Genomic DNA, 20,487 nt, shown 5'->3' with positions numbered 1-20,487 from the left:
ACACGACCTTTAAGCTAATTAAGCAGATGCTTTCTCAGCAGTTTTTACCAGGTTGGCAACGCGATCACTTAATGAAGCACCTTGTGCTACCCAGTGATTAACACGGTCCAGGTCCAGACGCAGTTTCTCTTCAGTACCGCCAGCGATTGGGTTAAAGAAACCCACGCGCTCAATAAAGCGGCCATCACGAGCAAAACGGCTGTCCGCTACCACAACTTGGTAAAATGGACGCTTTTTCGCGCCACCACGTTGTAAACGAATAGTTACCATAAGGCCCTCTAATTTTATCGTTCAGGTTTTATCAAAAATAACAAAGCCCCCGGCTAGACCGGAGGGCTGCAGCATTTTACTGATTTAGGGCGTAATTGCAAGGTATTTCGCGGCTTTGCTGTATGTAGTGGTTACTAAAAGCCCGCATTAAAGCGGGCCTGGGATCTTACATTAACGCGGTGGTAGCATACCCGGTGGCATCTTGCCGCCCATGGCGCGCATCATTTTCATCATGCCGCCCTTGCCCGACATTTGCTTCATCATCTTTTGCATCTGCATAAATTGTTTCAGCAACTGGTTAATATCTTGCACCTGGGTACCAGAGCCGGCGGCAATACGCTTTTTACGCGAGCCTTTAAGTAAATCCGGGAACTCACGCTCTTTGGGTGTCATCGAGTTAATAATGGCTTCCATTTTTACAAACTGCTTGTCGCCCATCTGGTTCATGGCGCCAGCTGGAAGGTTTTTCATGCCTGGCAGTTTATCCATCATCGACATCATGCCGCCCATGCCGCGCATCTGCACCAGTTGTTCACGAAAATCTTCCAATGAAAAGCCTTTGCCTTTCATCATCTTCTGCGCCATTTTGGCGGCTTTGTCTTTATCGACTTTCTGTTCCAGATCTTCAATCAGGCTTAATACATCGCCCATGCCCAGAATACGCGAAGCTACACGGTCCGGGTGAAACGGCTCTAAGGCATCGGTTTTTTCGCCGGTGCCCAAAAACTTGATTGGCTTACCGGTAATATGGCGGATAGACAAGGCCGCACCGCCACGGGCATCACCGTCAGTTTTGGTCAGCACCACGCCGGTAAGTGGCAAGGCGTCATTAAAAGCTTTAGCGGTATTGGCGGCATCCTGGCCGGTCATGGCGTCTACCACAAACAGCGTTTCAATCGGCTTTACCGCAGCATGTAAGGCTTTTATTTCGTCCATCATGTCGGCATCGACATGTAAGCGGCCGGCGGTATCGACTAACAGCACATCAAAAATACGGGTACGGGCATGATTAATAGCCGCATTAACTATATCAATTGGCTTTTGCGAGATATCGCTGGGGAAGAATTCGACGCCAATGTCTTTGGCCAGGGTTTCCAGCTGTTTAATGGCGGCAGGGCGATATACGTCAGCTGACACCACTAACACTTTTTTCTTTTTACGCTCAGTTAAAAACTTTGCCAGTTTGCCGACAGAAGTGGTTTTACCAGCACCTTGTAAACCAGCCATCAACACTACAGCCGGCGGCTGGGTGTTTAGTTTTAACTCTTCGTTTGCCTCCCCCATCGCCTCTTCTAAGGCTTTACGGACAATTTTCAGGAACTCCTGCCCGGGTGTTAAGCTTTTACTGACCTCAAGCCCCATGGCGCGTTCTTTCACATTGGCTACGAAGTCACGCACTACAGGCAAAGCTACGTCAGCTTCCAGTAAGGCCATACGCACTTCGCGCAGGGTGTCTTTAATATTGTCTTCAGTTAAGCGACCACGCCCGGTAATGTTTTTCAGGCTCCGGCTTAAACGATCAGAAAGGTTTTCAAACATATGGCTGCACTCAATAGTGATAATGTTGCGAAGTATACCAAACCACAGCGCGCGCTGCAGCCGTTAAGAAACTGTTGCCTTCGATGCTGGGCATCTGCTAAAAGTTGCAATACAATACCAAGCTACCGTAACGAAAGGAATTGCTATCAATGTCTACCGGCTTGTTAACCACCCTGGCCTTATTTGCTTATCTGGTTGCCACCGGCTCGGTATTGCTGCGCATTTTTCATCCGCAAGGCCCACATTTTAAAACAACTTTTACCGCCGCAGTTGTCGGCATAGTGCTACATACACTGGTGCTGGTAACCATGTTGTTTGCCGGGCCAGGCCAGAACTTTAGTTTATTAAATGTCAGCTCGCTGGTGTGCTGGCTTATTACCGTTGCCGTCACCTTAACGGCGCTACGTACGCCAACAATTTTGTTGTTACCGGTAGTATATGGCTTCGCAGCCCTGATGCAGCTTGCTGTGCTTTTACTACCGCACAGCGTAACAGTGCAGCATTTTGAGCACAATTTTAGCCTGCTGCTACATATTTTATTAGCTTTTATTGCTTATGCCATATTGATTATGGCCATGCTGTACTCGTTTCAGGTAAGTTATATCAGCAACAAGTTAAAACAAAAAGACTTTAGTGCGGTAACCCGGCATATGCCACCGCTGGTGCAAGCTGAAGTGTTACAGTTCCGTTTGCTACTGGCCGGTACTGCTGTGCTGGGCCTAGCATTGCTGATCGGTGCAGTTTTTTTGGATAACTGGCTGGCAAGAGAAAACCTGCATAAAAATGTGTTTAGTTTATTAGGTTTTGTTGTTTTTGCTGTGCTGTGCTGGGGCCATGCCCGTATGGGCTGGCGTGGCAGAGTCGCCAACGTGTTAACCATCAGCGGCGCTATTTTGTTGACACTGGCCTATTTTGGCAGCCGTTTTGTACGCGAAGTGTTGCTTAATACACTTTAATTCTTGACTCACCTGCCACTTCGTAATATCAAGTACAGGTGTTTGGCAATACAGGTATTTAACTCTTGGACGACATATCGACGGGTACGCTGTTTATTGTTTTGGGCGTGCTGCTATTCATATCTGCCTATTTCTCGGGATCAGAAACTGGCATGATGTCTGTTAACCCTTATCGTTTGAAACATTTAACAAACGAAAATCATAAGGGTGCCATCCGGGTTAGTGAGCTGCTAAAACGGCCTGACCGTTTAATAGGTTTAATTCTGATTGGTAATAATCTGGTTAATATTGCTGCCTCAGCAATTGCCACTATTATTGGCATCCGATTGTACGGTGATGTCGGTATCGCTATTGCAACGGTAGTGTTAACTTTGGTGGTGCTGGTATTTGCCGAAGTGACGCCTAAAACTATCGCCGCACTGCACCCCGAGCGCATAGCCTTTCCCAGTTCAGCTTTGTTAAAGCTGTTACTAAAAGTATTTTACCCGCTGGTATGGCTGGTTAACTTTATTACCAACGGTATTTTGTCAATTATGGGCATCAGCCCGGAGAAACATCTCGGTAATAGCCTGAGTGCGGAAGAGCTGCGCACTGTGGTACATGAGGCCGGCGCGCTGATCCCAGAGCAACACCAGAGCATGCTGGTTGGCGTGTTGGACCTGGAAAACGCCACTGTTGAAGATATTATGGTGCCGCGCAATGAAATTGTTGGCATTGATATTAACGACGACTGGAAAGACATAGAGCGCCAACTGGCCAATATGCAGTACAGCCGCATTTTACTGTACCGCGACACTATTGATGATGCGGTGGGCTTTGTGCATCCGCGTGAATTAATGCGTCTGCTGATTAAAGAGCAACTAACCAAAGCATCGCTGATGCGTGCGGTTAGCGAAATTTACTTTATTCCGGAGGGTACGCCGTTAAATACCCAGTTGCTAAAATTTCAGCGTACTAAAGAGCGTATTGGGCTGGTGGTAGATGAATATGGCGATATTCAGGGTCTGGTAACGCTGGCCGATATTCTGGAAGAAGTGGTAGGTGAATTTACCACCGATATTGCTGAAAATGGTAATGAAGATATTGTTGCCCAGCCCGACGGTTCTTATTTGGTCGACGGCGGTGTTAACCTGCGCGACTTAAACCGGGAGATGCAACTGGAACTGCCAACTGATGGCCCGAAAACGCTAAACGGTTTAATTCTGGAATATCTGGAAGAGATCCCCCAGGGCAAGCTAAGTATTCGCCTTGCCGGTTACCCGATGGAAGTCGTAGACGTGCAGGACAATATGATTAAAACGGTACGCTTGCTGCCGCATCTTAAAAAAGACTGAGCATTAAAAAACCGGTATAGCCGGTTTTTTGCTTTTTAGCCGAGGAATAATCGCCACAACCAACCACGTTTTAAATCATCTTCACAGCGATGTAGCTGAGCCGCATAAGTTTTGGCCCTACTGTCTACGCGTTTTGCAGTGCTCACTAACCAGGCTTTGCTATTGTAGCTGCCGCGTTTATAGCCGCCCCAACCTTCATGGTAGTTAAGATACTGCGCATAAGCGTCCCACTTAGATACGCCATTGAGCCTATGGCTTTTATCAACAAACCAGCCGATGAAATCTATCGCATCATCAAAATTATCTCGACTAGCCCAAAACCGGTCTGCCTCGTTAACATATTCGTCCCAGGTTACCGTTTTCGCCTGTGAGTAACCATAAGCCGAACTGGCGCGGCCATAAGGTATAAAGCCTAAAAACCAGCGCATAGGTGGCTTAGCATTATGTTTAAAGCTACTTTCCTGATACATAATGCTCATGGGTACATGAATTGGCACGCCCCATTTATCCCGCACCTTAGCGGCAGCATGATACCAGTCACGGTGTTCATAAAAGATTTCACAGATATCTGAGCTGTTTTGCGGCGGCGGTGTCGCACAACCTGCCAACATTGTAGTTGTCAGTATCACTATGCTCAGCGGTTTGAATAAATTTTGAACTTTCATCATCACGCCGATTCTAATCCCTCGCATGGATGCACCCAAGTTTTTTGTTTTCCCTGGATATACCTTTACGGCTACCTCTTGGTAGCCGTTTTTTTATGCCGGTGTTTTACCACATGCCGGCACCTCGGCATAGTATTGCGCAATATACTGCTCAAAACTGACGCTATCCTGCTGTTCTATCTGCTGTTGCGTTTGCACAGATAACGCCGCCGCCTCGATAAATTGGTGTTCGTTATAATACTGATATGGTTGTTGCTGCAGCTGTTGACGATACTGCGCCGAGAGCTGTAATAACACAGTGCCATTATCTTGCTGCGTTGCCAGTAATTGATTTAACAACTTACCCGAGTATGTTTGTGCTGGATCCAGCAATGACAAATAGAACTGTTTTAGTGCGCCGCTGTATTTGCTATGTTGGTGTGCATTATCCAAATAGTGTGCAACCGGCATCATGTCAGCAAATAACTGTTCGGCCCAATCCTGCATCAGGCGTGGATGTCCATCACACAATAACTCCAGATTATTGCGCCTGCCATCAGTCACTACTTTCTTCAGATTCTGCTCGGTAATAGTTTGCTCGGCAGCTGACAGTGCCGGGCTATCTTGCAACAGGCAATACAGCAAAAAGACATCAAGGAAATACATCTGTTCAGCGGTAATACCTATTGGGCTGAACGGGTTTACATCCAGGCAGCGTACTTCAATGTATTCAATGCCTCGTTTGGCCAGCGCACAGGTTGGCCGCTCACCGGATTGGGTGGTACGTTTAGGCCGGATAGTTGAGTAAAACTCGTTTTCAATTTGCAGCACGTTAGCATTTAACTGCTGATATTCGCCATTAACCTTAACACCGATATTACGGTATTCTTCTGATGGCATACTAATCGCCGCGTGCAAACCTGAGATGTACTCCGGCAAGCTGTTATACGTTACATTTAAGCTAGATTGTGCACTGTTGGTATAGCCCAAGTCACTCATGCGCAGCGATGTAGCATAAGGTAAATATAACGAGCCTTTGCCTAATGACTGAAACGGGTAACGGCTGCTGCGCCCTTCCAGAAAAGATTTACACATCGCCGGTGAAGCACCAAACAAGTACACTAACAGCCAGACATTGCGCTTGTAGTTACGAATAAGCGTCAGATATTGCGCTGATATAAAATCCTGCAGCGCTGAGCTGTCGCCGATCTGCTGCTGATACTGCTGCCAGAAGCTGTCTGGTAACGAGAAATTAAAGTGCACGCCACTGATAGCCTGCATCATACTGCCATAACGATTATGCAAGCCCTTGCGGTAAAGAGTCTTCATTCGCCCGACATTAGATGTGCCATATTGTGCAAACGGAATTTGCTGCTGGTCGCTAATAAAACACGGCATACTGGCCGGCCACAGTTGCTCGTCAGCAATATTATTCACCGTAAAATGGTGAATATCTGCCAGCTGCGCCAGTGTCGTTTCTATGCTGTCACTAACCGGGGTAATAAATTCAAGCAATGACTCCGAAAAATCAGTGGTGATCCATGGATGCGTTAGCGCAGAGCCCAATGCCTGGTGATGCCCAGTGCGTGCCAGAGTCCCATCGGCATTTACCCGTAATGTTTCCCGCTCTATCCCATGCAAAATACCCACTATCGCTTGCGGATTTGCGTTTGTCAGCTGAGCCAGCCGTTTTTGAAGAAGTGAACCCAAGTTAATTCCTTAATCGGTAAGGGCGTCCAGCAGAAGTTGGGGCGCCGGCGCAAACTTCAATAGCGAAGCTTAATTTAGCCTGCAAATAGCTAATCAACAATATCAAATCCGTTGTTCAACCACCATGGCAGGTTAAAGCAGGCGGCTGCCGGCTGAAAGATTTCCCGTTATAGAGTACACTTAGCATTTCTGGTCATTTGACAATACCTCTGAATAAGTAGAGAAAATGAATCGTCGTAATCAACAGCTTATCAATGAAGAAGTCCGTTTTACTGCAGAGCAGGAACTGGTATCCACCACCGATTTGCGTGGCGTTATCACCTATGCTAATCCGGCATTTTGTCAGGTAGCCGGTTTTAGTTCAGAGGAGTTGCTCGGCAAAAACCATAATTTGGTGCGCCATCCCGATATGCCGCCAGCAGCATTTGCTGATTTATGGCAGAAACTTAAGCAAGGCAAATCGTGGCGTGGTCTGGTAAAAAACCGCTGCAAAGACGGCCGTTATTACTGGGTCGATGCCTTTGTTACGCCAATTTATGACAACAACAAACTGGTAGGTTATCAGTCCGTGCGGGTAAAACCTGATGCACAGATGGTGCAGCGCGCACAGCAGAGCTACCCGGCAATGTTACAGGGTAAAACACCCTCAGATTGGCGCAGCCGGTTTGGTTTAAAACGCCTGATTGCCACAATACTAACCTTAGCGCTGGCGGTCACAGGCAGCCTGTTATTTGGACTGCAATTTTTACTGGCGTTATTGCTACCCCTGGTGTGGTTTATCTGTTGCTATGACGAATTGTGGATAATACCGGCAAAGCTGCAGCAGGCACGTAACAGTTTTGATAGTGTATCGCGCTGGATTTACTCGGGGTTTGGCCCCTATGGCATTGCTGATTTTCAGCTGAAAATGGCGCAGGCCAGGTTGCGCACTGTGCTTGGCCGCACTGCAGACAGCACCGATGCGTTAAATATTATCGCTGAAACACAAAGTGAAGCGGTACGTATGACAGAACAAGGTATTCATCAACAGCACGACCAACTGCGCAGTATTGTTACGGCCACCACCCAGCTCTATAGCACAGTGCAGGATATTGCTGAGCGCACCAAACAAACCCATCATCAGGTTAACGATACCCACCAAATTTGCGAAACAGCCAAAACGGTAATGCAGCATACCGCCGGCACAGTACAAAAGCTGGCGACAGAAGTGCAGGGAGCCGCCGCTACTGCAGATAGCCTGGCGGTCGAGGCAGAGCGCATCGGGCTGGTTATGACAGAGATCCAGGGTATTGCTGATCAAACCAACTTACTGGCGTTAAACGCCGCCATTGAAGCAGCCCGGGCCGGTGAGCATGGGCGGGGGTTTGCCGTAGTAGCTGATGAGGTACGGGCATTATCTTCGCGCACCCACAAGGCGACCGAACAAATTAAGCAATCTATTGCTGAAATTCAGCAAACGCTGCTTAGTTGGGGCAAAGTAATGCAACAAAGCCGGCAGCAGGCCGACAGCTGCGTAGTAGAGACGCAACAAAGCCAGACACAGCTGGCGCAGATTTCCACTATGGTGGATCAGATAGCGCATTTGTCATCACAAATCGCTACTGCCGCCACACAGCAAGGTGTTGTAGCACATGATGTACAACAAAATGTCGTTCATATTCAACAAATTGCAGAATCCAACCTGGCCAATATTGCTGTAGTGGCAGAAAACAGTAAAGCGCTGCAACAGAAGACCGGGCAAATAGCGGGTTTAAATAAAAGTTTTGGCGGCTAAGCTGAAAAAATTAACCCCGCAAAGCGGGGTTAGTTTTACTTTATTAAACACTATTCAGTTTTATCTTTTTCTGTATCCTGGTTCTTGGCAGCTGGTTTTTGACCGCTTGCATCAAGATCAGCAAAGTCAGCATCGTCCGAGTCGCCCACTACATGCTCCAGCTTTAATTTACGTACGCTGCGGATAGTGGTGACCGGCCCTGAACAGGCGTAAATAAAGAAAATCCCAAATAACATCTCTGCTGGCCGTGACGCTATTACAACAAACACCAACAGCACCATTAGTATGGTTAAAAACGATACCCGGTCACGCCAATTCAGATCTTTAAACGAGTTATAGCGGAAGTTACTTACCATTAACAAGCCCGACGCTATCGTTATCAGCCCTACCAGATAGCCAATATTATCGCCATTGATTTCATAGATACTGCCTGTCCACACCATGCCGGCAATAATACCGGCACCGGCCGGACTGGCCAGCCCCTGGAAAAACCGGCTGTCGGTTACGCCCAGGTTAGCGTTAAAGCGCGCCAGGCGCAGCGCTGCACAAGCAACATAAACAAATGCAGCCAACCAGCCAAACTTACCGTAGTCAGCCAGCCCCCAGTTGTATGCCACTAAAGCCGGGGCCATACCAAAGGCGACTAAATCCGACATGCTGTCATACTGGGCGCCAAATTCACTTTGCGTATTGGTTAAACGCGCAACACGGCCATCGAGGCCATCGAAAATCATGGCGATAAAAATGGCCACTGCCGCCGCTTCAAACCGGCCATTCATTGACGCCACTATGGCAAAGAAACCAGAGAACAAACCACCTGTTGTCAGTAAGTTAGGTAGTAAATAAATGCCCTTGCGCGGCCCGCTGTCATTAGTTTTAGGTTCTGTCATATCACACTTCTATAGAGGAAATTGCTGAAGATTATAAGTGACATACCTTAGCATGCATAGCCTGTAAGCCAAAGTGACCGCCAAAGCGGTCACTTTTTTGCTGCCGTATGCGTGAGAATTAGTGGCTGCTTACCACAAACCTGTCGCCATCATGATCAAGCTGCACTGTGCTACCGGGCGCAACATCACCCTGCAGTAACGCCTGAGCCAGCGGGTTCTCCAGGTGTTGTTGAATAGCCCGTTTTAGCGGTCTGGCGCCGTAGAGTGGGTCAAAACCAACTTCCGCCAGTTTATCCAGCGCGGCATCAGTAATATCAAACTTATACTGCCGCTCTGCCAACCGTTGCTCCAACCGTGCCAGCTGAATTTTAGCGATACTGCGAATTTGGCTGCTATCCAACGGATGAAATACTACAGTCTCGTCCAGCCGGTTTAGAAACTCAGGCCGGAACTGCTTACTGAGCACGCCCATCAACATGTCTTTCATTTCACTATAACTGTACTCGCGATAATGTTCCTGAATAAGATCCGAGCCCAGATTAGACGTCATAATAATAACGCAATTTTTAAAATCGACCGTGCGCCCCTGACCATCGGTTAAACGGCCATCATCCAAAACCTGCAGTAAAATGTTAAACACATCCGGATGTGCCTTTTCCACTTCGTCCAGCAATATTACCGAATAGGGTTTCCGCCTTACCGCTTCGGTTAAATAGCCGCCCTCTTCATAGCCGACATAACCCGGCGGAGCACCAACTAAGCGCGATACAGCATGTTTTTCCATAAACTCAGACATATCAATGCGTACCATTGCATCCGGGCTGTCGAACAGAAAATTAGCCAGTGATTTGGTCAGCTCGGTCTTACCAACACCGGTCGGCCCTAAAAACAGAAAAGAGCCAATGGGTTTATTCGGATCTGCAAGGCCGGCCCGGGAGCGACGAATGGCATGCGATACTGCCGTAACCGCTTCATCCTGGCCAATAACTTTTTCGTGCAATGCCTGCTCCATCCGCAGTAGCTTGTCACGCTCACCTTCGAGCATTTTGCTCACAGGTATGCCGGTGGCTTTAGATAGCACATCAGCAATTTCCTGCTCGGTTACTTTATTGCGTAACAAGGTGTTTTCGTGCATCTCGGCCTGCGAGGCTAAATCGAGTTTTTTCTCCAGCTCAGGAATACGACCATACTGCAGCTCCGACATACGTTGTAAATCGCTGACACGACGCGCTACTTCAAGGTCCAGACGGGCTTGCTCCAGTTCTGCTTTAATATTTTGCGTACCTTGCAAAGCCGCTTTTTCGGATGCCCATACCTCATCGAGCTCGTTGTATTTACTATCCAGTTCACAAATTTGTTCCTGAATAATATCGCGTCGTTTTTTAGTCGCGTCGTCGGTTTCTTTTGCCAGGGCATTATCCTCCAGCTTCAGCTGAATAATACGCCGCTCAAGCCGGTCCAGCTCTTCTGGTTTAGAATCCATCTGCATACGAATACTGGATGCAGCCTCGTCAATTAAGTCGATGGCCTTGTCAGGCAGCTGCCGGTCTGACACATAGCGATGTGATAAAGTTGCCGCGGCGACTATCGCCGGGTCGGTAATTTCTACCCCGTGATGCAGGGCATAACGCTCTTTTAAACCACGCAAAATGGCAATGGTATCTTCTACGGTAGGCTCGCCAACCAGTACCTTTTGAAAGCGTCGCTCTAATGCTGCGTCTTTTTCAATATACTTACGATATTCGTCCAGGGTTGTGGCGCCTAAACAATGCAACTCACCGCGCGCCAGAGCTGGCTTTAGCATGTTGCCGGCGTCCATGGCACCATCAGCTTTACCGGCACCGACCATGGTATGAATTTCATCAATAAACAGAATAACCTGGCCTTCTTCCTTTGCCAGCTCATTAAGTACGGCCTTTAGCCGCTCTTCAAACTCGCCACGGTACTTAGCACCAGCCAGTAACGAGCCCATATCCAGTGATAGCACCCGTTTATCTTTTAGCCCCTCAGGAACTTCTTTATTAACAATACGTTGCGCCAGGCCTTCTACAATAGCGGTTTTACCGACTCCGGGTTCACCAATTAATACCGGGTTGTTTTTGGTGCGCCGTTGCAACACCTGAATACAGCGCCGAATTTCTTCATCGCGGCCGATAACCGGATCTAGCTTACCAGCTTCGGCACGGGCAGTTAAATCAACGGTGTATTTAGTGAGCGCCTGGCGGGTGTCTTCAGCATTAGGGTCGTCAACTTTCTGGCCGCCACGCATTTGCTCAATGGCCGATTCAACCCCCTCTTTGGTAACACCCAGCAAACGCAGCGTTTTGCCCAGATCCGATTTATCTTCCGTAGCTGCCAGCACAAACAGCTCACTGGAAATAAACTGATCTTTACGTTTTTGCGCAAATTTATCGCACTGTTGTAAAAGCTGGGCTGTTGCCGGTGACAACTGCAGGTTAGCCCCCTCGCCCTCTACGCGTGGCAGGCGGTCAATCGACTGGCTGACTTTAGAACGCAATTCATTAAAATTAATAGCAAGCTTGTTTAATAGCTCGCGAACTGTGCCACCTTCCTGATTTAGTAAGGCGAACATTAAATGTACCGGCTCGATATATTGCTGATCGCGACCCAATGCCAGCGACTGCGCATCAGCGATCGCTTCCTGGAACTTACTGGTAAATTTTTCAAGACGCATTTATGTCTCCTACAAGCACAATGTTGTTGTGTCATAAGATTGGGTGCTATTGGCGGAAATTCAAGCAAGAAAACGTCAAAAAATTGACTTAGATCAGACTAACCAAATTGAACTGGCCATACGGCCTGTTTGTCCATCTCGGCGGTAGGAAAAAAACAGCTCAGTTTGCTGATAGGTACAAAAGCTACCACCATAGATTTGACTGACACCACAGCGCTGTAAACGCTGACGTGCCAACAGGTATAAATCGGCAAGAAATTTGCCATTGTCTGTCACAACGAAGGCGGCCTCTGCTTCAGCGTTATGCGCCACAAAGGCTGCACGCACCTCAGGCCCTACTTCAAAAGCCCTTTGGCTAATAGCCGGGCCAAGATACACCATCACATGTTCAGGTATAGTGAAATGCGCTAAGGTGGCTTCAATAATGCCGTGGCATAAGCCGCGCCAGCCGGCATGTATTGTCGCTACCTGAGTGCCTCTTGCATCACACAATAGTAAAGGTAAGCAGTCTGCGGTCATTACCGTGGCCACAACGCCGCGCTCAGCCGTAACACTAGCATCAGCAGTCTCGCCTGATGCTGTATAGCCGCTTAGTGATAGTACCCGCACACCATGAACCTGCTCCAGCCATACCGGTGGCGTTGGCATTTTCGCTTGCTGCTGATAACGGCGCCGGTTTTCGATAACCAACGCAGTGTCATCATCCACATGCAAACCAAGATTCAAACTGGCATAAGCCCCTGTTGAACAACCACCCAGGCGTGTACTGCAGACGGCCCGCACATTAGCGGGTGCCGGCCAGTCTGGTGTTAACATCATAGCGCTATCAGACAAAATCCAAACCGTGTTCAGCAGTGTCTGCGCGCAGTTCTGTCGTCAACTGCACCATATCGTCAGGAATTGGCGCATGCCATTCCAGAATCTCACAGGTAATAGGATGTGCTAAGCGCAACATAGCTGCGTGCAGAGCCTGACGACGGAAATTGCGTAATATCGTTAGCAATTGCTCACTGGCTTTGCGTGGCGGCCTTGGCCGGCCGGCATATACCGGGTCGCCAACCAAGGGGTGGTTTACAAAACTCATATGTACGCGTATTTGATGGGTACGGCCAGTTTCAAGCCGTAAGCGTAAACGGGTGTGAGCACGGTATTTTTCCATCACCCGAAAGTGTGTGGTAGCCGGCTTGCCCGATTGCGTCACAGCCATATGAGTACGTTTAGTCGGGTGACGGCCAATAGGTTCGTCAATAGTGCCACCACCAGTCATGGCGCCATGGCACACCGCCTCATACTCGCGGGTAATTTCCCGTGCTTGCATTGCCTCTACCAGGTGAGTTTGTGCCGGTATGGTTTTAGCAACCACCATCAAACCTGTGGTGTCTTTATCTAAGCGGTGAATAATACCGGCACGAGGCACTTCGCCTATGCCCGGACAATGGTGTAACAATGCATTGAGTAAAGTACCGTCAGCGTTGCCTGCACCGGGGTGCACCACCAAGCCGGCCGGTTTATTAATCACCAGGATATGTTCGTCTTCATACACAATATTCAGTTCTATCGCTTCGGCTTCAAAGCGCTGATCTTCGGGTAGTTCGGCCAGAATATCAATTTGCTCGCCACCGAGTAGTTTTTCTCGTGGCTTGTTATGCAAAACGCCATTGATGGTAACTGCATCGGCAAGGATCCATTCTTTTATCCGCGAACGCGAATAATCAGGGAACATTTCTGCAAGCACCTGATCTAAGCGTTTGCCAAATAAATGCTCAGGTACAATTTCTGAAAGTTTTAGCTGTTTTGTCATGACGGAAGCAGTTATCCTGTGTGCAACCCCGGCGGGTCTGGGGTAAAATCGCAATATGGTGTATTTTAGCGACTTTACCCCAGACTAGACAGCCATTTAGCTCAAGTAGTAATGGATTTTTAAATGAAAGCGAATTTTTTACTGATTTCTGCGCTGGCGCTGATGCTAAGTGCTTGTGCAGGAAAGCCTGAACAACCCGATGTCAGCAACACCCGCACTGCGCAATCGTTATATCAGGAAGCCAAAGCAGTTCTGGACAATGGCTTATATAACAGGGCGATTGAATTATTGTCTGCGGTTGAAAGCCGTTATCCGTTTGGCCCTTTAGCCCGGCAAATTCAACTGGATCTGATTTATGCTTATTATCAATCAGGTGATGTCGATAAGGCGCTGGCGGGCATTGACCGTTTTATCCGGTTAAACCCAAATCATCCTGAGTTAGATTACGCTTACTATATGCGTGGTTTAAGTAACCTTAAAGCCGACGAGAATGCGCTACACAATATGCTGGGCATTGACAGATCAGATCGTGACCTGGCAAGCACCCGCCAGGCATTTGATGATTTTAAAAAGCTGGTAAGTGCGTTTCCTGATAGCAAATATGCCACCGAAGCAAAAAACCGCATGTTAAGTATTAAAGATACCTTGGCACGGCATGAGCTGATTATCGCCGATTATTACATGCGCCGGGGCGCTTACTTAGCAGCCGCTAACCGGGGCAAGTACATTGTCGAATTTTATCGCGATTCTCCTTTGGTTGAACAAGCGTTAGAAGTGATGGTTCAAAGCTATGACAAGCTTGGCTTAACCAAGTTGAAAGATGACACCTATCAGGTGTTAAAGCTAAACTTCCCGCAAAACAATAAATTCTAAACCAGACAGCCCCGCAACAGCGGGGCTTTTTTTCGGGGTTAAATTGCTTCCAACGCTTCAGACAACTTACTAACTCCTATTACTTCCATACCAGCTATAGGGTCTTTAGGTGCATTGGCCAGCGGCACTATCGCCCGTTTAAAACCATGTTTTGCCGCTTCGCGTAAACGCTCCTGACCACTGGGTACCGGTCGTATTTCACCGGCTAAACCAACTTCACCAAACACCACTAAGTCGTTTGGCAACGGTTTATCACGAAAACTCGACACCAATGCCAGTAAGGTGGCCAAATCAGCACTGGTTTCATTTACCTTGACTCCACCCACCACGTTAACAAACACGTCCTGGTCGGCCATTTGAATGCCGGCATGACGATGCATAACAGCCAGCAACATCGAAATGCGATTTTGCTCCATACCAAGGGTAACGCGACGTGGGTTATTCAGTGGCGAATAGTCTACCAGGCCCTGAATTTCCACCAATAGCGGTCGGGTACCTTCCCACAACACCATCACAATACTGCCAGACTGATCCTCTTTACCACGGGTTAAGAAGATTGCCGACGGGTTTTTAACCTCTTTCATGCCCTGGCTGGTCATGGCAAATACACCTAATTCGTTAACCGGCCCAAAGCGGTTTTTATTACCGCGCATAGTGCGGTAACGGTTGTCGCTGTCGCCATCGAGCATAACCGAGCAATCGATACAATGTTCCAGTACTTTGGGCCCGGCCAATGAGCCGTCTTTAGTAACATGGCCCACCATGATAATAGCGATATGATGTTGCTTGGCAAAACGGGTTAAAAAAGCGGCACTCTCGCGCACCTGCGACACGCTACCCGGTGCCGACTGAATATCAGCTAAATGCATTACCTGAATAGAGTCGATAACCATGATGCGCGGTTTTTCCTGCTGCGCCAGCAGGCAAATCGTTTCGACATTGGTTTCAGCCAGCATTTTCAGCGCATTGGTTGGCAAGCCCAAACGCTGCGCCCGCATCGCCACCTGCTGCAAGGATTCTTCGCCGGTAACATAGAGCGCACCGCCCTGTTGTGCAAGGCCGCACATAATTTGCAATAATAACGTGCTCTTACCGGCGCCCGGATGGCCGCCTATTAAAATCGCTGAGCCCGGCACTATGCCGCCCCCCAGCACCCGGTCAAATTCAGCAAAACCACTACTAAAGCGCGGTACGTCTTGTAAATCTACTTCATCCAGGCGCATAACTTTGGCTACTGCCGCACCGGCGTAACCTTCAAAACGGGCATTTTTACTGTTGGCCGTACCCAAGCGCACTTCGCTTACCGTATTCCAGGCACCACACTCGGTACACTGCCCCTGCCAGCGCACAAAATCCGCTCCGCAGTCACTGCAGACGTAAGCGGTTTTTACTTTTGCCATAATTAATTATCCTGAGCTAAATGAAAGGCATGGATATTGCTTTTCAAAATGTAACAACGTAGCGTACTACAAATTATAACCCTAAGATGCCGGTATTTTGGCATTCAACCTGACAGAACTATGACAACAGCAGATTTACAGGAATATATTGGCGTCATTGAGCGCATGAAAAGCTCACTTAACTCTGCCGATTTTGATCAGGTATTCAGTTTACTCACCTCAGATCTGCCAAAATCAAAGCAATTTTTGCTGAAAATGGAACTAAAACGCATGGCCCAGCCATGTAATTTCTATATCGACTTGCGTGGCCATGTCGACGGTGATGTCAGAGCTTATGAACACATGGGTAAAACACATTACATGGATGACAATGCCATTAATGTATTTGAGCAAGGCCTGAAGCAATATGGCTCATATACCGTGGGCTTGTATGAAGAAGTAATGAATACCGAGAATAACTTTCGGGTAATGCATCGCAAACAAACAGAACAACGGGTGAAAACGGCGCTACAACAGGCCTCAGCCAGCGATGTTGACACTGACGAGCTACCTGCCATCCAAAGCCAGTATGCCCGCTTGATCCCCATTGGCAATTACACGGTCAGACGCGATGAACGGATGCACTTTAGCATTGATGTCGAGTTAGCGTTGGGCGGGAAAAGATATCGCGCCAGTACGTCTGATTTGTCGGTATCGGGTTGCAAGATAAAACTGCAGCAACCGTTGCCGTTAGAAGTGGGCCAGAACATACGTTTACACTTTACCGGCCTGGAGCAAGAGTTCATGCTGGGGTTTGCTGATGGCATTTTGTATCAGTTGATAGACACTGAGCAGCAAGGTGCCAACCTGTATTGGCGTATGCAGCGCTTACCGGGCGAAGATGAACAGCAGTTTGCCGAGTTTCTGCAGAAATTTATCAGCGGCAATAAGCGGCGCTACAAAGTTAATCTGGATAACATCAGCCAAAGCTTATTAAGCAAAGGTTATGAACAATTTTACCTGCCGAAACTTAGCAGCTTGCCGGTGTATATTGCAGTGCGCGACGGTGCGCCGTTACCGCTTTGTGCATTAACAACCGATTTTAACAAAGTAAGCTGGCACCATTTTCTTGATGAGCAACATCAAGCTGTGTTCAACAGTATATTGTCAGTGCGCCGGCTAAAAGCCATCTTGCAACAACTACAACAAGACAAAAGCACTATTTTGTACAGCTTTACCCATGCCGTTAAAGGCAAGCTGTATTTCTACAGCGCAACAAGTGAAGAATTGCTTGAAGATGATACATTGCGGCAATTGTTTCTCGGTTTTGGCGCCAGCAAAGCTAGTTGGAGAGTATTTCAGCTTACTATACAGCGTGTTACCCCTGCAATGGCAGAAATGCCATCCACCCTGCCTGAGACTGAAAGCAGCCCGAAAAGCCCGGGGCTTTCCAGTTTGATAAAGCAGTTTATTCAGGATATTCGTTACGTAGCTACTCTGACCGATATCAGTTCTGCAACCAGTACCGACTGGTATCAGACTTACCCGATAGACCAGCAGCAATTAAAACGCCTGGCGCAGTTTGGCCATAAAAAAGTGCCGCAACAGCCGCCCTGCGAGGCTGTCGCTATCCAGTACGTGAATTTGCGCTCAGAATCGCGTTATCTGTATAAAACCAGTGTTTTGGTTACAGATAACGAACAACAAACGCCGTTATCAGGCCATAGCCGTGATTTTTCTTCTAAAGGCTTGCAGCTGGAGACAACCTTACCTGTACGCTTTCAAAAAGGCGATATTTTGCTGTTAGATTTACCCGACATGCAAAAGATTAGCAATAAGTACCCATTGACAGCACTAACCTATGAAGTGATGGCTGTCAGTAAAAGCCGCACCATCATGAACCTGCGCGCACAAGAGGGAACAGAGCCCCATACCGGCCGGCTGTTTTTTCAACAGCTGATCCAAAACAACAGAGCCAAGTTAACACCTGCAGAAGAAAGCCCTCGCTATCCCGGGCTATCGACGGCGTTACGCAATATGTATCTGAGCGTACAAAACCATTTTACGCTGTACCTGCACCGCAAAGGTATTCGTTACGAAGTTAACACTGTTACTCAAGGGAATAACCCAGCAAGCCTGCACCTGCTACTTAGCCTGTTCAGCAAAGACATAACCAAACAGGACCTGGCGTTAATTCTGCAAAACAATGCAGCCAGTTTGCACTTTGCCCAACATCTGAAACAAATGAAGCGGCTGGAAGCACCAAAATCCTATGAAATGTATCTGGTGATTAAACAAAAAAATTCGGCGACAGAACTTAGCTGTTTGTTCGACTATGAATTTCGTGACGAACAGCATAAACGTCAGTTTGTGCTTAACGCGTTACAACACCATATCGTTTTCAGCTATCGTCTGCAGTTGTGCCGAACCGGTAGGCCAGATGTTGATTTTATTGCCGCTGAACTCAGCTATATAAGCACCTACGCCATTCATAAAGCCAAGCTGCTGGAAGAAGAGTTGTGGAGTGTCGCCGGGATGATTGATGCTGTGGATATCAGTACAGAAGTAGCCTGGCGTTTTGGCGCAGACACTGAGTTGTATCAACGACAGCGCCAACGTCAGCTGGCGTTACTAAACACGCTGCAACAACCAGTCGCGTAGCTCAGTAAAATGCTCTTGCACCGCCGCCGGATGGGTTAGCATTGAAATATGATCATAGTCATGTTTGTAGCCGGTAGTAGTTCCCAACAGGGTAAAGCGGGCCTGAGGCGATGTTTCTGCAATAAAAGCTTTTACATCCTGTGGATGGCCCAACAGTCGATCATTTTGCCCGGCAAAATGCCATACCGGCGGCCAGTTTAGTTGTTGGCTGGCGGCCGCATAATCAAACTGATCGCACAGATCGATATAATCGGCGCCTTTTATCCACTGCACCGTATCCTGTAAAAACCTGGCCGGTTCATCATCGGCGCCGAAGCGCCATTTTCGTGCCGGAAAATAGCCATGCCGGCGGCTTAGCCAAGGCGCCAGGGTGTTCCAGATCAGGTTTATTTTTAATTTGCGCTCAATACTGTTAATGCTGATAACCCGCTTAGTGCCAAAACATACCTTTACAGCGACCTTGGCAGCAAGCTCAGGAAATCGTGCCAAACAGGCTGCCGCCAGAACACCGCCCCATGAATGGGCGATTAGTATCACCTTTTGCTGATGCAGCTGATACACATGTTCAAGCAGCGCCGGTATATCGCGGGTTATCATCTGCTGCTGGCTTTGAGCAAAGCCTTGCGATACGTGTGGCCGCGACAAACCGCGACCGGCAAAATCGGCGCAATACACCATAAAGCCATGATCGGCCAAAAAGCAACCTAAGCCTTTACCTGACGGGCTGTAAAAAATACGGCCATTTTCTATCGCACCGTGCAACATTAACACCGGCGCTATGCCCTGCTGCATTGGCAGCAAGCGGCGTAAATGCAACTGATACTGCTGCATATCAAGATACAACGAGCTTTGCTGATGCTTCATACTTAATCCAGCAAATACAGCAGCTGCAATAACGAGCCCTGCCGGATTGCGGCCTTTGCCTGCGCCTGTACTTTAGGCTTAGCATGAAAAGCAACCCCAAGCGCTGCGGCGTTAAGCATCGGAATATCATTGGCGCCGTCACCTATGGCGACCGTCTGTGTTGGTGCCAGACAATATTCGGCAGCTAATTGACTCACTACCTGCGCTTTGGTGTTGGCATCAACAATATCGCCCAGTACCTTGCCGGTTAGCTTTCCATCGATAATTTCCAGCACATTAGCATAGGTGGCTGTTAGCCCCAGGCGCTGCTTTAACGCATCAGTGAAAAACGTAAAACCACCGGAGGCAATAGCCACCTGCCACTGATGTTGTTGTAAATGCTGCACCAGCTCAGTCAAGCCTGGCATTAATGGCAGAGTGTCCAGTACCTGACGTAGTATGGTGTCAGGTGCGCCTTGCAGTGTTGCCACCCTTGCTATCAAACTTTGGGCAAAGTCCAGTTCGCCATTCATCGCCCGGGCCGTAACTGCTGCAACCTGCTCACCGGTACCGGCCAGTTTAGCTATCTCATCGATGCATTCAATCTGAATAGCCGTTGAGTCCATATCCATCACCAACACTCCAGGCTGGTGTAGCGTAGGTGTAGCGGATAAACACACTAACTCAAAACCCTGCTCTTGTGCCAAAGTGTTAAGTGCTGCGATTACATCAGGTGCTGGTAAAACGGCCAACTGTAACTCTATCGCTGTGGCCAATTTGGAGTGCGGTTGAAAGCAGCGGCCAGCAACGGCGACGTTAAAACCTAATCGTTGCAATACCTGCTGCAACTGCCCCCAGCTAACAGCGGAGCCGAAAACCCGTAGTACTGCCACGGGAGGCGCACTTGCCAATATAAAAGGTTCGCCAGGCATTAATGGCAAAGCTTTTCGACTACAAAGCGCGATGCCATTGTCGGCACTAAGCCGCAGCTGGAACTGTTCTGGTAGCAGGGTTAACGGATTGGCTTGGCTGAAATCAGTTGCAGAGATCTGATAAAAAAACGACACTTGGCTACCTGTAGTTGCTACCGCGGCTTTGGCATGGTGCTTTTTTACCAC

Annotated in this window: 16 protein-coding genes; 5 read left to right on the top strand and 11 right to left on the bottom strand. The window is 48.3% G+C overall.

Going from position 1 to position 20,487, the window contains the following annotated elements; genetic code table 11:
- Positions 1–18 precede the first annotated feature (18 nt).
- Positions 19–270 (bottom strand): 30S ribosomal protein S16, encoded by a 252-nt coding sequence (rpsP, locus tag ACYVIC_RS06690; protein ID WP_027671544.1) that lies wholly within the window; start codon positions 268–270, stop codon positions 19–21.
- Positions 271–441: 171 nt separating this feature from the next.
- The gene (ffh, locus tag ACYVIC_RS06685) at positions 442–1,809 is read right to left on the bottom strand and encodes a signal recognition particle protein (protein WP_460858433.1); all 1,368 of its coding nucleotides are present in this window, start codon (positions 1,807–1,809) and stop codon (positions 442–444) included.
- 149 nt (positions 1,810–1,958) lie between these two features.
- On the opposite strand from ffh, the gene ACYVIC_RS06680 reads away from it, so the two are divergent.
- On the top strand, positions 1,959–2,765 hold the full coding sequence (locus ACYVIC_RS06680; RefSeq protein WP_460858431.1) for a cytochrome C assembly family protein: 807 nt from the start codon (positions 1,959–1,961) through the stop codon (positions 2,763–2,765).
- A gap of 65 nt (positions 2,766–2,830) precedes the next feature.
- Entirely contained in the window at positions 2,831–4,099 is a 1,269-nt protein-coding gene (locus ACYVIC_RS06675; RefSeq protein WP_460858429.1) for an HlyC/CorC family transporter, read from the top strand.
- 35 nt (positions 4,100–4,134) lie between these two features.
- On the opposite strand, the gene ACYVIC_RS06670 is transcribed toward ACYVIC_RS06675, so the two are convergent.
- Together ACYVIC_RS06670 and gshA are read right to left on the bottom strand one after the other, a co-directional pair.
- Entirely contained in the window at positions 4,135–4,764 is a 630-nt protein-coding gene (locus tag ACYVIC_RS06670; protein WP_460858428.1) for a transglycosylase SLT domain-containing protein, read from the bottom strand.
- Positions 4,765–4,857: 93 nt separating this feature from the next.
- Positions 4,858–6,453, bottom strand: a complete 1,596-nt coding sequence (gene gshA / locus ACYVIC_RS06665) for a glutamate--cysteine ligase (RefSeq protein ID WP_460858426.1) — start codon at positions 6,451–6,453, stop codon at positions 4,858–4,860.
- Positions 6,454–6,679: 226 nt separating this feature from the next.
- Here gshA and ACYVIC_RS06660 point away from each other — a divergent pair, with 226 nt between their 5' ends.
- Positions 6,680–8,227, top strand: a complete 1,548-nt coding sequence (locus ACYVIC_RS06660; protein WP_460858424.1) for a methyl-accepting chemotaxis protein — start codon at positions 6,680–6,682, stop codon at positions 8,225–8,227.
- 50 nt (positions 8,228–8,277) lie between these two features.
- Here the strand turns inward: ACYVIC_RS06660 and pssA are convergent, their stop codons facing one another.
- From pssA to rluD, 4 genes are all read right to left on the bottom strand, one after another.
- On the bottom strand, positions 8,278–9,117 hold the full coding sequence (gene pssA, locus ACYVIC_RS06655) for a CDP-diacylglycerol--serine O-phosphatidyltransferase (protein ID WP_460858422.1): 840 nt from the start codon (positions 9,115–9,117) through the stop codon (positions 8,278–8,280).
- Positions 9,118–9,235: 118 nt separating this feature from the next.
- A complete protein-coding gene (clpB, locus tag ACYVIC_RS06650) occupies positions 9,236–11,812 on the bottom strand; it encodes an ATP-dependent chaperone ClpB (protein WP_460858421.1) in 2,577 nt (858 codons plus the stop codon).
- 93 nt (positions 11,813–11,905) lie between these two features.
- Positions 11,906–12,646, bottom strand: coding sequence for a peptidoglycan editing factor PgeF (pgeF, locus tag ACYVIC_RS06645; RefSeq protein WP_460858419.1), 741 nt, complete (start codon positions 12,644–12,646; stop codon positions 11,906–11,908).
- Positions 12,639–13,613 carry a 23S rRNA pseudouridine(1911/1915/1917) synthase RluD gene (gene rluD, locus ACYVIC_RS06640; RefSeq protein ID WP_460858417.1) on the bottom strand — a complete coding sequence of 325 codons (975 nt, stop codon included), beginning with the start codon at positions 13,611–13,613 and terminating at the stop codon, positions 12,639–12,641. The genes pgeF and rluD overlap by 8 nt, the downstream gene beginning before the upstream one ends.
- Before the next feature lie 123 nt (positions 13,614–13,736).
- Here rluD and ACYVIC_RS06635 point away from each other — a divergent pair, with 123 nt between their 5' ends.
- The gene (locus tag ACYVIC_RS06635; protein ID WP_460858415.1) at positions 13,737–14,486 is read left to right on the top strand and encodes an outer membrane protein assembly factor BamD; all 750 of its coding nucleotides are present in this window, start codon (positions 13,737–13,739) and stop codon (positions 14,484–14,486) included.
- Between the two features lie 38 nt (positions 14,487–14,524).
- Here ACYVIC_RS06635 and radA read toward each other — a convergent pair whose 3' ends face one another.
- A complete protein-coding gene (gene radA / locus ACYVIC_RS06630; protein WP_460858414.1) occupies positions 14,525–15,886 on the bottom strand; it encodes a DNA repair protein RadA in 1,362 nt (453 codons plus the stop codon).
- Between the two features lie 120 nt (positions 15,887–16,006).
- On the opposite strand from radA, the gene ACYVIC_RS06625 reads away from it, so the two are divergent.
- Positions 16,007–18,526 (top strand): PilZ domain-containing protein, encoded by a 2,520-nt coding sequence (locus ACYVIC_RS06625; protein ID WP_460858412.1) that lies wholly within the window; start codon positions 16,007–16,009, stop codon positions 18,524–18,526.
- On the opposite strand, the gene ACYVIC_RS06620 is transcribed toward ACYVIC_RS06625, so the two are convergent.
- A complete protein-coding gene (locus ACYVIC_RS06620) occupies positions 18,497–19,390 on the bottom strand; it encodes an alpha/beta fold hydrolase (RefSeq protein ID WP_460858410.1) in 894 nt (297 codons plus the stop codon). The two genes, ACYVIC_RS06625 and ACYVIC_RS06620, sit on opposite strands and share 30 nt — an antisense overlap.
- 2 nt (positions 19,391–19,392) lie before the next feature.
- A complete protein-coding gene (gene serB, locus ACYVIC_RS06615; protein WP_460858409.1) occupies positions 19,393–20,436 on the bottom strand; it encodes a phosphoserine phosphatase SerB in 1,044 nt (347 codons plus the stop codon).
- Positions 20,437–20,487: the final 51 nt, after the last annotated feature.

Source organism: Rheinheimera gaetbuli (genome assembly GCF_054781935.1).
This window is presented reverse-complemented; position numbering and strand designations above follow the sequence as displayed.